The sequence below is a fragment of the Streptomyces sp. NBC_01716 genome (genome assembly GCF_036248275.1).
In the GTDB taxonomy this organism is placed as follows: domain Bacteria; phylum Actinomycetota; class Actinomycetes; order Streptomycetales; family Streptomycetaceae; genus Streptomyces.
The window spans coordinates 5,794,875-5,809,054 of record NZ_CP109181.1 but is presented as its reverse complement, the minus strand read 5'-3'; the positions used below and the strand labels follow the sequence as shown (position 1 = coordinate 5,809,054).

Annotated in this window: 11 protein-coding genes; 4 read left to right on the top strand and 7 right to left on the bottom strand. The window is 70.2% G+C overall.

Features of this window, described 5'->3' with window-relative positions:
• Positions 1–143: 143 nt before the first annotated feature.
• Positions 144–1,778, bottom strand: coding sequence for a YfbK domain-containing protein (locus OIE74_RS25645; RefSeq protein ID WP_443076227.1), 1,635 nt, complete (start codon positions 1,776–1,778; stop codon positions 144–146).
• Between the two features lie 375 nt (positions 1,779–2,153).
• Between OIE74_RS25645 and OIE74_RS25640 the strand changes: the two genes are divergently transcribed.
• Complete coding sequence (locus OIE74_RS25640; RefSeq protein WP_329387518.1) at positions 2,154–3,023, top strand: helix-turn-helix transcriptional regulator; 870 nt, start codon at positions 2,154–2,156, stop codon at positions 3,021–3,023.
• A gap of 14 nt (positions 3,024–3,037) precedes the next feature.
• Here OIE74_RS25640 and OIE74_RS25635 read toward each other — a convergent pair whose 3' ends face one another.
• On the bottom strand, positions 3,038–3,910 hold the full coding sequence (locus tag OIE74_RS25635; protein WP_329387517.1) for an ABC transporter permease: 873 nt from the start codon (positions 3,908–3,910) through the stop codon (positions 3,038–3,040).
• Complete coding sequence (locus OIE74_RS25630; RefSeq protein ID WP_329387515.1) at positions 3,907–6,555, bottom strand: alpha/beta fold hydrolase; 2,649 nt, start codon at positions 6,553–6,555, stop codon at positions 3,907–3,909. The genes OIE74_RS25635 and OIE74_RS25630 overlap by 4 nt, the downstream gene beginning before the upstream one ends.
• Before the next feature lie 177 nt (positions 6,556–6,732).
• On the opposite strand from OIE74_RS25630, the gene OIE74_RS25625 reads away from it, so the two are divergent.
• The gene (locus OIE74_RS25625) at positions 6,733–7,152 is read left to right on the top strand and encodes a GNAT family N-acetyltransferase (RefSeq protein ID WP_329392440.1); all 420 of its coding nucleotides are present in this window, start codon (positions 6,733–6,735) and stop codon (positions 7,150–7,152) included.
• Here the strand turns inward: OIE74_RS25625 and OIE74_RS25620 are convergent.
• The gene (locus OIE74_RS25620) at positions 7,149–8,144 is read right to left on the bottom strand and encodes a class I SAM-dependent methyltransferase (protein WP_329387513.1); all 996 of its coding nucleotides are present in this window, start codon (positions 8,142–8,144) and stop codon (positions 7,149–7,151) included. The two genes, OIE74_RS25625 and OIE74_RS25620, sit on opposite strands and share 4 nt — an antisense overlap.
• A 73-nt stretch (positions 8,145–8,217) precedes the next feature.
• Between OIE74_RS25620 and OIE74_RS25615 the strand changes: the two genes are divergently transcribed.
• Both OIE74_RS25615 and OIE74_RS25610 read left to right on the top strand, forming a co-directional pair.
• Positions 8,218–9,153 carry an aldo/keto reductase gene (locus OIE74_RS25615; protein ID WP_329387512.1) on the top strand — a complete coding sequence of 312 codons (936 nt, stop codon included), beginning with the start codon at positions 8,218–8,220 and terminating at the stop codon, positions 9,151–9,153.
• 109 nt (positions 9,154–9,262) lie between these two features.
• Positions 9,263–9,634, top strand: coding sequence for a hypothetical protein (locus OIE74_RS25610; RefSeq protein ID WP_329387510.1), 372 nt, complete (start codon positions 9,263–9,265; stop codon positions 9,632–9,634).
• 96 nt (positions 9,635–9,730) lie between these two features.
• Here the strand turns inward: OIE74_RS25610 and OIE74_RS25605 are convergent, their stop codons facing one another.
• The 3 genes from OIE74_RS25605 to iolB are packed head-to-tail and all read right to left on the bottom strand — an operon-like array spanning position 9,731 to position 14,112.
• Positions 9,731–11,230, bottom strand: coding sequence for a CoA-acylating methylmalonate-semialdehyde dehydrogenase (locus tag OIE74_RS25605; protein WP_329387508.1), 1,500 nt, complete (start codon positions 11,228–11,230; stop codon positions 9,731–9,733).
• 24 nt (positions 11,231–11,254) lie between these two features.
• On the bottom strand, positions 11,255–13,141 hold the full coding sequence (gene iolD / locus OIE74_RS25600; RefSeq protein ID WP_329387506.1) for a 3D-(3,5/4)-trihydroxycyclohexane-1,2-dione acylhydrolase (decyclizing): 1,887 nt from the start codon (positions 13,139–13,141) through the stop codon (positions 11,255–11,257).
• On the bottom strand, positions 13,138–14,112 hold the full coding sequence (gene iolB, locus OIE74_RS25595) for a 5-deoxy-glucuronate isomerase (protein ID WP_329387505.1): 975 nt from the start codon (positions 14,110–14,112) through the stop codon (positions 13,138–13,140). Before iolB ends, iolD begins: the two co-directional genes overlap by 4 nt.
• Positions 14,113–14,180: the final 68 nt, after the last annotated feature.

The following is a 14,180-nucleotide window of genomic DNA, read 5'->3' as shown; positions in this document are numbered from 1 at the left end:
TTTTCGCGGGCATCCCGCGGAGGTCTCACCGCGCAGCCGCACGACTTCTGCGGGGGCCACTCCGGGACTGGCCCCGGGCCGCTCCCGCAGCTGTTCCCAGGGCCGGACCTCCGGCGGTGCCCGGCCCTGGGAACAGCGCGCGTTCAGCCCCGCGCGCGGCTCGCCTGACCGATCGCCTCCGCCAGCTCCTTCACCGATCCGTCCTCCGTGGAGGCGGCCAACGTCCGCGCCCGCTTCTCCAGTTCACCGAGACCGGGTGCACCGGGCAGACCTTCGTAGGACATCGCGTCTCCGTCCGCGGACTCTCCCCGAAGGGACTCCGCGAAGTACGCGGCGACGGCCGTGACCTGAAGCCGCGGCTCGGCGTCACCCCAGAGCCGGGCGTCGACCGCGCTCACGCCGATCGAGCCCGACCGCTCGCGCGGTGCCCGGGTCCCGGGGTCCAGCCAGCGCACCGTCGCCTTGGCCACCTCACCGCTCGCGCCGGGCCGCAGCTTGACCGCGTACAGCGCCGTCACCGTGTGCCCGGGACCGACCTCGCCGCCGTCCACCCGGTCGTTCCGGAAGTCCTCGTCGGCGACAGCCCTGTTCTCGTAGCCGATCAACCGGAAGCGCTCGACCGCGCCGCTGTCGAACGCGACCTGCGCCTTGGCGTCCCTGGCGCGCAGTTCGACGTTCATGGGGAGCTGGTCGACGAAGACCTTCCTGGCCTGTTCCCTGTCGGAGATGTACGTCGTGTGTCCGTCGCCCTTGTCGGCCAGCTGCTCCATCAGGGCGTCGCCGTAGTCGCTGCCGACCCCGACGCCGAAGAGGGTGATGCCGTGCTCGGTCCGCTCGTCCTCGATGCGTTCGAGGATCGCGTCCGCCTGCGTCTCGCCGGTGTTGGCCAGCGCGTCCGACAGCAGGACGACCCGGTTGGTCGCGCCGCTCCTGCGGCCCTCCACGGCCTCGTCGTAGCCGGTCTCGACGCCTGCCCCGACGTTGGTCGACTGGGCGGGTTCCAGCTCCTCGATGACGTCGTGGATCCGGGAGCGGCTGTCGGCGACACGAGTCATCGGCAGCCGGGTCTCGGCCTGGTCGCTGAAGGTCACCAGAGCGATCGAGTCGTCGCCGCCCAGCTCGTCCGTAAGGATGCCGAGTGATTCCTTGACGAGGTCGAGGCGGCCGGGCTCGGCCATGGAGCCGGAGATGTCGATGACGAACGTCAGTGCGGCAGGCGGGCGTTCGCCCTTGTGGTCGGCCTGGCGGGTGGCCAGCCCGACGCGCATGAGGGACCAGTCGTCGTCCGCTCCCGGCGCGGCGGCGCCGTCGACCGTGACGGAGAAGCCGTCGCCCTCGGGACGCTCGTAGTCCTGGCGGAAGCTGTTGACGAACTCCTCGGGCCGCACGGTGCCCGGGTCCGGCAACCGTCCCTCGCCGAGGGTGCGGAGCGCGTATCCGTAGGAGGCGGTGTCCACGTCGAGGGCGAACGTCGACAGGTAGTCCGGCTCGGGTGCGAACCGCCCTTCCGGTTGGTCGTCCCGCTGTTTCTGTTCTCCGTCCCGCTGCCCCTCGCCCTGTTCGACCCCGTCGGCCGGGCCGGCGGCACCGGAGCCCGCCGCTGACCCCGCGCCCGCTCCCGTGCCGGGTGCGTCGCGGGCCGACGCGTCGATCGCCTTCGTGTTCTGTCCGTCGTCGCCCGAGCAGCCGGTGAGCAGCAGACCGCCGGCCAGCAGCGCGACCAGCGCTCCTCGATACGTCCGCGTGTGGAGTTTCGTCCTCGTTCGGAGCTTCGTCACGGTCCCCCCTGGAATCGTCAGCACTTGTGGATGTGACGGCCGAGAGGGCCGGCCGGACCGCCACCGGAGGTTGCGGATGAATCTCGATGCGGCAACGGGCCAGGGGAGTCGCAGGTCACCGCCCGGTCGTCTCCGCCGTCATCGCGTGAAGTCGTATACCGACCCGCGCCGTTGATGCGTGAATCGACCACGTTGGCATGGAGTCGCCACTCTCTGAACTGGCCTTGTCACGGTGCGCAGTCTCATGGGTACATTAAGTGGCGTACGGCTCCAAGGGGACGGCGGGGGTGGTCGGCCGTGGCACATGTTCCAGGTTCGGTACTCGACAGGTCGGCGCCGACGAGAAGCACACTGCGGGGGGACGCGAGGGACACGGTGGAGGCTCTCCGACCGGCGGGCCGGCCGGTCCGCGGCACCCACCAGGTGGCCGCCGCGCTGGCGGCGCTCGTCCGTTCCGCGCGTCAGGAATTGCTGGCGTTCGACGATCCGGGCAGTTCGATGGGGAAGTGCCTCCCGTCGCCGTTCCTGGAGTTCGCCACCGAGTGCGTACGCGCTGCCGCGGAACGGGCGGCCCCGCAGGCGCGGCACGAGACCCAAGCGGAGACGCACGCCGATGCCGGCTCCGGAGCGGGCTCCGAGGGAGAAGACGGCTCCGAAAGCTCGGCGGTCTCCGGCAGCGGTACCGCTCCCCTGCCCGCGCTTCCACTCACCGTCCGCCGGATCGTGCCGCGCCGCAGCCTGGCGGTGCTGCCGCCCGCGCTGCGCGCCCTGGCCTGCGGCGCGCGGCAGACGGAGTCGATCCCGTTCAAGATGGTCCTCGTGGACCGTACGACGGCCGCGGTCCCCCTCGACTTCGATCTCCACTTCAACGGGGTCCTGTTGATCCGGGACCCCGTCGTCGTCGGGGCCCTGGTCCGTATCCATCAGCACTGGTGGGACAGCGGCGAGGATGTTCACGTGGCGGCGGACCCGCCGGAGGGTGCGCTCCGTGACCCGGTGACGGGCCCGGCGCCTGTCGACGCGGAGACCGGACACGACGCGGACCTCGAACCGGGCGTCCTCCCCCAGCGGTTACGGCCCGTCCTCGATGCCATGTTGTGCGGGCTCACCGACGAGGCGGCGGCAGCGCGGCTGGGCATGTCGCCCCGTACGTACAGCCGTCGGGTCGGCGAGCTGCTCACCGCCCTAGGCACGACGAGCCGCTTCCGCGCGGGGGCGGAAGCGGCTCGTCGGGGCTGGGTATGAACGCGGCCGGGCGCTCAGCTCACGATGTCCTTGCGGGAGAACTTCCTGAACGCGAGCGCGAAGAGCACCAGGGCGTACGTCACCGAGATCGCCGACCCCTTCAGCATGCCGCTCCACTCCAACTGGGGCTGGAGCGCGTCCGCCCAGGCGAACTGCCAGTGCGCCGGCAGGAAGTCCCGCCAATTCCCCAGCGCCGTCACCTGGTCCAGGACATTGCCGATGATCGTCAGACCGACCGCGCCGCCGACCGCACCGAGCGGGGCGTCGGTCTTCGTGGAGAGCCAGAAGGCGAGGCCGGCGGTGACCAGTTGGGAGACGAAGATGAAACCGACCACGATCGCCAGCCGTGGCACGGCGTCCGCCGTCGCCAGGGACCCCCCGGTGGGCAGCTCCAGCGGCCCCCAGCCGTACGCGGCGGTGCCCGCCGCAAGCCCGACGAGCGGCAGCAGCACCATCGCCGCCAGACTCATCGAGAGCGCCACCGCCAGCTTGCTCCAGAGGAGGCGGGCACGCGGCACGGGAGCGGCGAGGAGATAGCGGAGCGAGGACCAGCTCGCCTCGGAGGCCACGGTGTCCCCGCAGAAGAGCGCGACGGGCACGACCAGAAGGAAGCCCGCGGAGACGAAGAGGCAGGTGGCGGCGAAGTTGGCGCCGGACGAGGTCGCGGTGTCCATCAGGTTCAGCCGGCTGCCGCCCCCGCCACCCCCCTCGTCGCCTCCCGGCGTCCCGCCGATGGCGAAGGCCACGATCAGCACGAAGGGCAGGGCGGCGAGCACTCCGCCCATCGCGATCGTCCGTCTGCGCTTGAGCTGTCGTACGAGTTCGACACCGAACGGGAGGGTGCGGCCCGCCCGGTAGCCCGGAGCCGATTCGGTCAGCGTGCTCATGCGGAGGCTCCTGAGATGAGAGTGAGGAAGGCGTCCTCCAGACGACGGTGCGGTCCGACGCCGGTCAGCGCCACGTCCAGCCGCATGAGTTCGGCGACCAGGGTGTTGGTGCTGGCCCCGTCGAGATGTACGAGCAGCCCCTCGTCCGTACGGATGGCCGACGCGATCCCGGACATGGCGGCGATCTTGTCGACCACCGGGTCGGGCACCTGTCCGTTCGTGGTGACCAGCACGGTGTCGCCGGAGCCGGTGATCTCGGCGACGGGACCCGCCTGGACGAGCCTGCCGCGGTCCATGACCACCAGGTGCGTACAGGTCTGTTCGACCTCGGAGAGGAGATGGCTGGAGACGATGACGGTCCGGCCGTTGGCCGCGTAGCGGATCATCACGTCGCGCATCTCGCGGATCTGCGGCGGGTCGAGGCCGTTGGTCGGCTCGTCCAGGATGAGAAGGTCCGGCAGGCCGAGCATCGCCTGTGCGATCGCGAGGCGCTGCCGCATGCCCTGCGAGTAGGTGCGTACGGCGCGGGCGAGGGCGTCGCCGAGTCCGGCGATCTCCAGGGCCTCCTCGATGTGCGAGTCCTCGGCGGGACGGCCGGTCGCCCGCCAGTACAGCTCCAGGTTGTCCCGCCCGGACAGGTGCGGCAGGAAGCCCGCGCCCTCGACAAAGGCACCGACATGGGACAGGACCGGGGCGCCGGGCCTGATGGAGTGCCCGAAGACCCGGATGTCTCCCCCGTCGGGGGTGATGAGGCCCATCAGCATGCGCAGGGTCGTGGTCTTGCCCGCGCCGTTCGGGCCGAGGAGCCCGAGCACCTGACCCTTCTCGACACGGAAGGAGAGGTCCCGTACGGCATAGCGGTCCGCGGACTTGGCGTAGCGCTTCGACAGGTCCGTGATCTGAAGCGGTACGTCGGCCAGTGCCGGGTCGGGTGCCGGAGCACTGACGCGGCGGCGCGCGGTGAGCAGCAGCACCGCGGCGATCAGCGCACCCGCCAGCGGCAGGCCCCAGACCCACCAGGCGAGGGTCGGCGCGGCGGTGGCGAGGGCGGGCGCCCTGGGTACGGACAGGTCGCCGTCCACGGTGACGGTGTAGGTGGCCGGGGCGGCCGGAGAGGCGTAGGCGAGGTCGGTCGCGGCGAAGACGACCCGCAGCCGGTGCCCGGCCTCCACCTTGTGGTCGATGGCCGGCAGCGTCACGTCGACGGTCCTGCCGCTGCCCTCCTTGACGCCGTCGACCCGGATGGGGGCCACGAGTTGTGAGGGCAGTACCTGCTGGCGGCCGTCGGGCCCGACGTCGTAGACCTTGCCGAAGAGCACGGCGTCGTCGGTGTCGGCCTTGACGCCGACCCGGACGGTCGGTGAGCCGGTGACCTGGAGCGAGCGGTCGAGCGGCGCGGAGTCGAAGCGGGCGTACTGCCCGGGGAAGTCCAGGGCGATGCCGAGACCGAACGTCGTCAGCTGGGACAGTCCGCCGCCGAGTCCCGGCACGGTGGAAATGGCGGGCGGGCTCGCACCCGCGGGATTCTCGAACGACTGCGGGGAGCCTGACAGCGGGACGTCCGTCGTCCCGCTCCTCAGCCCGGGATAGCTGTCGCTGGTCGCGCCTCTCAACAGCGCCTGGCCGTCGGTCGAGTCGACGCCGCCGGTCCTGCTGACGCGGAAGGCGGGCCCGGTGTCGGTGCCGGTGTCCTTCTTGAGATAGCGGTCGAACCAGGAGGAGATACGGCTCTCGATGCGGCCGGTCTCGGCGGTTCCGCTGTCGTGGCCACCGGCCATCCAGTCGACGGAGACAGGGGCGCCGTTGGCTTTGATCGTCTTCGCCATGACATCGGACTGGCCGAGCGGGAAGAGGGAGTCGGTCTGCCCCTGGATGATCAGCGACGGCACCTTGATGCGGTCGCCGATCGCGGACGGGCTGCGCTCCGCGAGGAGTTCACCGGCCGCCGCGTCGGGCTTCCCGGCGACGGCGACCCGCTCGTACATCTCGCAGAGCTGCTTCTCGAAGGTGTCGCAGCCACCGCCGGTGGAGAAGAAGATCCCGGCCCAGAGCTTCTTGAAGACGCCGTTGGGGAAGAGGGAGTCGGCGAGATTCCAGTAGGTGATCACCGGCGCTATCGCGTCGACGCGCGGGTCGTATCCCGCGCCGAGCAGCGCGATGCCTCCTCCGTAGGAGGCTCCGCTCATGCCGACGCGCGGGTCGCCGTCGGCGTCGAGCTGGACCTCGGGACGCTCGGCGAGCCAGTCGATCATCCGGGAGACGTCTTTGACCTCGTGGGCCGGGTCGTTGAGTCCGATCTTGCCGGTGGACTTCCCGAATCCCCGTGCGGACCAGGTCAGCACGGCGAATCCGTCGCGCGCGAGCTTCTCGGCCTGCTTCCTTACGTCGTTCTTGCTGCCCCCGAACCCGTGGCCGAGCAGGACCGCCGGCCTGCGGTTGTCGCCGCCGCCGTCACCCGCGGTGAAGTACGAGGTGTCGATCCTGGCGCCGGGCATCTCCATCATCTGGTCGGCTCGGTGCACGGTCGGCGCGCTGTCCGAGGCGACGGCGGACCAGGTGCCGGCGCCGACGAGCACGGCAGCCGCGGCCATGCCCGCGAGCCATCGTTTGCGCAGCCGTGGCCGCCGGGGGGTTGGGATCTCCATCCTTGAACCCTAAACGGCACCGCGAGCCGCCCGCGCTTACACCGGTCGGAACTCAGGAACCTCCTCGGGGAGTACGCGGTAGCGTCGCCGTACACCGGGCGCGGTACGCGGCCCCCGAGGCTCCGTAGGGGTTCACGCGCCCGCCGACGCACGAGGGAGACGAGCCATATGACCGGCATGGAGATCCGCCGAGCGACGACGGTCGCCGAACTCGTCGCCGCCCAGCATCTGTACGACAGCCCGCCGCGGCCCGAGTGGGCGGAGCGCTTTCTCGCCGCTCCGGGTCATCTGCTGCTGATGGCTTATGTGGAAGGGGTCCCGGCTGGATTCGTCTCCGGCATCGAGATGCTGCATCCGGACAAGGGGGGCGAAATGTGCCTGTACGAGCTGTCGGTGGACGAGCCGTACCGGCGGCGGGGCATCGGACGGGCACTGACGGACGCTCTGGCGGACATCGCGCGCGAGCGCGGCTGCTACGACATGTGGGTGGGCGTGGACACCGACAACGATCCGGCACTGGCGACCTACCGCGCGGCCGGTGCGCGTGACGAGGGTCGCTTCGCGATGCTGACCTGGGAGTTCCCGGACAGGGCCTAGGGCCGCTCGGCGGTGACGAGCCACAGACGGCTGGTCAGATGTACCCCCTGCCGGGTCTCGAAGGCGTGGAAGGCTTCCGTCGCCGCATCGTGCGCGCGCGTACGCGTCCGCTCGTCGGCATCGGCCAGGGTCAGCCAGTGTTGCAGCGGCCCCCATCCCATGAGGAACGCGGAGGCGTCGGAGGCGTCCTTGCCCCAGTGCTGGGTCAGCGCCAGGGCACGCAGCCCGATTCCCTTGAAACCCGCCTCGCTGAGGACCCGCTCGGTGTGCGCGGGGTCGGCGAAGGAGGCAGGCTGGTGCCTGCTGTCCTCGTTGACGGCGGGCAGGGTGACCTGGGTGCCGATCGCTGCGAAGATCACCGCCTGGTCCATGAGGCTGAACGACTGCGGACAGACGAAGGCGAGCCGTCCACCAGGCCGTAACGCATTGCCGATGTTGCGGAACGCGGCTGCGGGATCGGCGAAGAACATCACCCCGAAGCGGCTCACGGCGATATCGAAGGACTCCTCCTCGAAGTCGTACACCTGCGCGTCGCCCTGAACGAACGTGACGTCCTCGACCTCCTCCGCCACCGCGGACTCCCTGGCCCGCGCCAGCATGGGCGCCGACAGATCGATCCCGACGGCCCGAGCCCCCCGGCGCGCGGCGAGCCGGGTGACCCGACCGTTCCCACACCCGACATCGAGGACCCGATCACCCTCCTTTATGCCGGCCGCTTCGAGCAGCGGAGCATTGGCGGCATCGTTCAGATTGTCGTACCGATCTTGGTGCTCTGCCCAGTGCCTGCCCTCATAGCCGTTCCACGCCTCGGCCTGGGCTGAATTCACCATGTCCGTCATGCCTTCCATACTGCCGCTCCTCCCGGCTTGCGCACATAGCATGGCGAGAACTCGACTTGCCCGGCACGCCGGTTTCAGGCGGTCGATCGCGGAGCAGGGGGACACGGCTTCGGGGGCCTCATCGGCGTAGCGCCACAGCGCGCTGCTCGGCACCGATGGATCCTCCGCCCTCTAAGGTGACCCCGTTTGTACCGCGCAGATCTGAACACCCGAAAGGAAAGCCGTCGTGAAGACCTTCACCATGCCCGGCACCGACATCCTCGCGCCGAACGTCGTACTCGGCCTGATGCGTATCGCCGACAAGACGGACGACGACGTCCGCGAACTCGTCCGCACCGCGCGCGATACGGGCATCGACTTCGTTGACCACGCCGACGTCTACGGCGGCGAGCTGCACGGTTGTGAACGGCGCTTCGCCGACGCGATGGCACTGACCCCGTCGCAGCGCGACGAGATCACGATCCAGACCAAAGCGGGAATCGTGACGGACGGGCCGTACTACGACTTCTCTTACGAACACATCGTCAAATCGGTCGAGGGCTCACTCGCGGCCCTGCGGACCGACCGCATCGACATCCTGCTGCTGCACCGCCCCGACGCGCTTGTCGAGCCCGAAGAGGTTGCCCGCGCCTTCGATGAGCTCGAATCCTCGGGCAAGGTGCGCGCCTTCGGTGTCTCGAACCAGACCTCACGCCAGATCGACCTGCTGCGCAAGTACGTGCGTCAGCCCATCGTGGCCAACCAGCTTCAGCTCTCGATCACACACGCGCCGATCATCGCTCAAGGGGTCGCTGCGAACATGCTCGCAGAACGGCAGTCGGCCACCCTCGACGGCGGCGGGATCGTGGACTACTGCCGGCTGAACGACATCACCATCCAGGCGTGGTCTCCCTTCCAGGCCGGTTTCTTCACGGGTGTCTTCCTCGGCTCGCCGGACTACCCCGAGCTCAACGCCGCTATCGACCGCCTCGCCGGCAAGTACGACGTCCCCGCCATCGCGATCGCGACCGCCTGGATCACCCGCCACCCCGCTCGGATGCAGGTCGTCCTCGGCACCACCAGCCCGGAGCGCGTCGCGGGCGCCGCCCAGGGCTCCGAACTCCAGCTCACCCGGGCCGAGTGGTACGAACTGTTCCGCGCCGGGGGCCACCTCGTTCCCTGAATCCGGATGCGGGGCGGCACCTGAGCCAGACGCCGGAAGATTCCCACCCGAGACCCGCGTCATCGACAAACAACCCTGAGACAGAGCGACCGGCGGGCAAAATGGCCTCATGACAAAGCTGTCCGTACGGTCGGTCCGCCCTCGCTCCTCAGTTTCAGCGCTTTCGTTGTGGTCTCAGGACTCGGTGTTGTCGATCGGCTCGGTGGGATCGGTGCTGTCCGTGGGGTCCGTCGGGTCGGTCTTGTCGATCGGCTCGATCGGAAGTGCCCTGTCGGTCGGCTCGATCGGGTCCTCCCTGTCGCTGATCTCCACCGGGTCGTGGCTGAGTACAGGATCGTTGTTCTCCGCGCAATCGCGGTGGTCGGTACTGTCCTGGCGCTCCCCCCGCAGTTTCCTGGCTGTGGGAGCGGTAGGGGCGGCGACGGGAGGCGCCCTGCTGGTGGCTCAGCTGCTGCACCAGGCCAGAACTGGCACCGAATAACCTTGGCCCTTCCTGCGACTGCCTGTCTGTTGGAGACGATCGGCCGGCTTGGTCGCTGCGGCACGGTAGCTGCGCCGCTCGGCGGAGTTGGGTGGGTCAGTGGTTGCGGGGGAAGCCCAGGTCCACGCCCGACGGGGCGTCCGCCGGGTCCGGCCAGCGGGTTGTGACGACCTTGCCGCGGGTGTAGAAGTGCACGCCGTCGTTGCCGTAGATGTGGTGGTCGCCGAAGAGCGAGTCCTTCCAGCCACCGAAGGAGTGGTAGCCCACCGGCACCGGGATCGGCACGTTCACGCCGACCATGCCCGCCTCGACCTCCAGTTGGAAGCGGCGGGCAGCGCCGCCGTCGCGGGTGAAGATCGCCGTGCCGTTGCCGAACGGTGAGGCGTTCATGAGGGCGACGCCGTCGTCGTACGTCTCCGTGCGCAGCACACAGAGCACCGGGCCGAAGATCTCGTCGCGGTAGGCGTCGGAGTCGGTCGAGACGTGGTCGAGGAGGGACAGGCCGATCCAGTGGCCGTCCTCGTACCCCTCGACGCGCAGGCCGGTGCCGTCCAGGACGACTTCGGCGCCCTGTGCGGCGGCGCCCGTCACGTACGACGCGACCTTGTCGCGGTGGGCGGCCGTGATCAGCGGGCCCATCTCGGAGGCCGGGTCGGTGCCGGGGCCGATCTTGATCTTCTCGGCGCGTTCGCGGATCTTGCTCACGAGTTCGTCGCCGATGGCGCCCACCGCGACGACCGCCGAGATGGCCATGCAGCGCTCGCCCGCGGAGCCGTACGCCGCCGAGACGGCCGCGTCCGCCGCCGCGTCCAGGTCGGCGTCCGGGAGGACCAGCATGTGGTTCTTGGCGCCGCCGAGGGCCTGGACGCGCTTGCCGTTGGCGGAGGCGGTGGCGTGGATGTAGCGGGCGATCGGCGTCGAGCCGACGAAGGAGACCGCAGCGACGTCCGGGTGTGCGAGGAGGGAGTCGACGGCCACCTTGTCGCCGTGGACGACGTTGAGGACCCCGTCCGGCAGGCCCGCCTCGGCGGCGAGTTCGGCCAGCAGATTGGCCGCCGACGGGTCCTTCTCGCTCGGCTTCAGTACGAAGGTGTTGCCGCAGGCGATGGCGAGCGGGAACATCCACATCGGCACCATCGCGGGGAAGTTGAAGGGCGTGATGCCGGCGACGACGCCCAGCGACTGCCTGATCGAGGAGACGTCGACCCGGTTGGCGACCTGTGTCGACAGCTCGCCCTTGAGCTGGGTGGTGATCCCGCAGGCCAGCTCGACGATCTCCAGCCCGCGCGCGACCTCGCCCAGGGCGTCGGAGTGGACCTTGCCGTGCTCGGCGGTGATCAGCGCGGCGATCTGGTCACGGTGCGCGTCGAGGAGTGCGCGATAGCTGAACAGGATGCCGGTGCGCGTGGAGAGGGAGGACGTGCCCCAGGTGCCGTACGCGGCCTTCGCCACCGTGACGGCGGCGTCGACCTCCTCCGCGGAGGCGAGCGCGACCTGTGTGGTGACCGCGCCGGTCGCCGGGTCGGTGACCTGGCCCCAGTTGCCCGACGCGCCCTCGACGGTCTTGCCACCGATCCAGTGGTTGACGGTCTTCATTGCCTGCTCCTTCGGGTCCATCGGTCAGAGGTGGCGGCGGCGGGCGGCGGCTTTCCGGTCGTACTCCTCGCGTGCTGTGACCGCCGGCGCGCGGGTCGCCGTCTCGGCCACGGGAACATCCCACCACGCCTGCGCGGGGGGCGCGCCCGACACAGTGTCTGCCGTTTCGGTCTCCGCGTAGACACATGTGGGGACGTCGGACGCGCGCGCGAGGACAAGGGCTTCGCGCAGGTCACGGATGGTCTTGGCGCGGATCACGCGCATCCCGAGCGAGGCCGCGTTGGCGGCGAGATCGACCGGGAGGGGATCGCCCGTGTAGGTCGGCGAGCCGACGGTGTCGGCCTCCCGGAAGCGGTACGCCGTACCGAACCGTTCCGCCCCGACGGACTCGGAGAGACCGCCGATCGACGCGTAGCCGTGGTTCTGAAGGATCACCAGCTTCAGTGGGAGGCGTTCCTGGACGGCGGTGACGATCTCGGTGGGATTCATCAGATATGTGCCGTCGCCGACCAGTGCCCAGACCGGGCGCCCCGGGTCGGCCAGCATCACGCCGATGGCGGCCGGAATCTCGTAACCCATGCACGAATAGCCGTACTCGACGTGGTACTGGTCGCGGGAGCGGGAGCGCCACAGCTTGTGGAGGTCGCCGGGGAGCGATCCCGCCGCGTTGATGACGATGTCCTCGTCCCTGACGAGCGCGTCGAGCAGCCCGAGGACCTGTGGCTGGGTGGGCCGTACCAGGTCCTCCGAGGTGTCGAAGGCCGCGTCGACGCGGTGCTCCCAGCGCTCCTTGTCCTCCGCGTACTCGGTGGCGTAGGCGGCGTCCACGCGGTGGTCCGGGAGGGCCGCGGTGAGTTTTTCCAGGGCGGTGCGGGCGTCGGCGACGAGGGGGGCGGCGGCGAGCTTGTGGGCGTCGAAGCCGGTGACGTTGATGTTGAGAAAACGGACGGTCGGATTCGAGAAGAGCGTCGCGGACGCCGTGGAGAAGTCGGACCAGCGGGTGCCGACGCCGATCACCAGGTCGGCGGTGCGGGCCAGTTCGTCGGCGGTGGCGGTGCCGGTGTGGCCGATCGCGCCGACGTCCGCCGGATGGTCGTGGCGCAGGGAGCCCTTGCCTGCCTGGGTGGAGGCGACGGGGATGCCGGTCGCCGTCGCGAAGGCGGCCAATGCGTCCTCGGCCGCGCTGTGGTGGACGCCGCCGCCCGCCACGAGCAGCGGACGCCTCGCGGCGCGCACGGCCTCGGCGGCGTCGGCGAGTTCGTACGGATCGGGGCCCTGCCTGCGGACCCGCCAGACGCGCTCGGCGAAGAACTCCTCCGGCCAGTCGTACGCCTCCGCCTGTACGTCCTGCGGCAGGGCTAGGGTCACCGCGCCGGTCTCGGCGGGGTCGGTGAGGACCCGCATGGCCGCGAGCGCGGCCGGGATGAGCGCCTCCGGCCGCGAGACGCGGTCGAAGTACTTCGACACCGGGCGGAGCGCGTCGTTGACGGAGACGTCGCCCGCGTGGGGCACTTCGAGCTGCTGGAGGACGGGGTCGGCGGGGTGCGTCGCGAAGATGTCGCCGGGGAGCAGCAGCACGGGCAGCCGGTTGATGGTGGCGAGGGCCGCGCCGGTGACGAGGTTGGTGGCGCCGGGGCCGATGGAGGTGGTCACGGCGTGGGTGGAGAGGCGGTTGCTCTGGCGGGCGTAGCCGACGGCGGCGTGGACCATGGCCTGTTCGCTGCGGCCCTGGAAGTACGGCATGTCCGGGCCGGCCTGGACGAGCGCCTGGCCGATGCCCGCGACGTTCCCGTGGCCGAAGATGCCCCAGGTGGCGTCGATCAGCCGGCGGCGGCTGCCGTCGCGTTCGGTGTACTGGCGGGACAGGAAGGCGATCAGCGCCTGGGCCACGGTGAGGCGGCGCGTACTCATCGGTGGGTCTCCTCGTCCTTGTCCTCATAAGGAGGGTGGCTCGGCGGTCGCTGCGGCGCCGGCTGTCGCGGGGCTCCGTACATCGGCAGCCGGGGATCGACCGCCTGTCCGGGCCAGGTGTCGCGGATCCAGCCGTGGTCGGGGTGGTCGCGGATCAGCCACTGTCTGGTCTCGCCCGGTCCGGCCATCACGTTGAGGTAGTACATGGTGCGGCCGGGGGCGGCGATGGAGGGGCCGTGCCAGCCGTCGGGGATGAGGACGGTGTCGCCGGTCCGGACCTCGGCGAGGACATCCGTACCGCCGGGCCTGGAGGGCGAGACGCGGTGGTAGCCGAGGCCGCCGTCCTCGATCTCGAAGTAGTAGATCTCCTCCAGCTCCGACTCGACGCCGGGGTGGTTCTCGTCGTGCTTGTGCGGCGGGTACGACGACCAGTTGCCGCCGGGCGTGAGGACTTCGACCGCGATCAGCCGGTCGCAGTCGAAGGTGTCGGCGGCGGCGAAGTTGTTGACCTGGCGGGAACAGTTGCCGCTGCCCCGCAGTTCGACCGGAACCTCCGGTGCGGAGCCGTAGCGAGCGGGGAGTCGTCGCTCGCACTTCGCTCCTGCCAGGGCGAAGCGGCCTCCCGCACCGGAGGCGATCTGGGCGTGGGCGTCACGCGGAACGTACGCGAAGTCCGTGACGGAGCTGAACACGCTTTCTCTGCCCAGCAGTTCAAAGATCTCGCCTTGCGTGTGCACCGTACAACCGCCGTTGAGCGGAAGCACGATCCACTCACTGCCCCCGCTGTCCAGCGTGTGTGTACCGCCGGGCGGCAGGTCGAGGACGCGCAGGGCGCTGTGCAGCCAGCCGGCCCGGCGCGGCTCGATGTCGAGCGCGTACGGTCCGTTCGCCGCGCTGCCCGCGCGCACGTGCCGTTCCAGGAACTCACCGTCGGAGCCGGTGTCCGAGCCGGTGTCGGTGTCCGTCGTCATGGTCGTTCCGTATCCCTCCGCACGTCTGCCTACTCTCCCCGTGACCCCTACAGCCGCTCCGTCCGCCG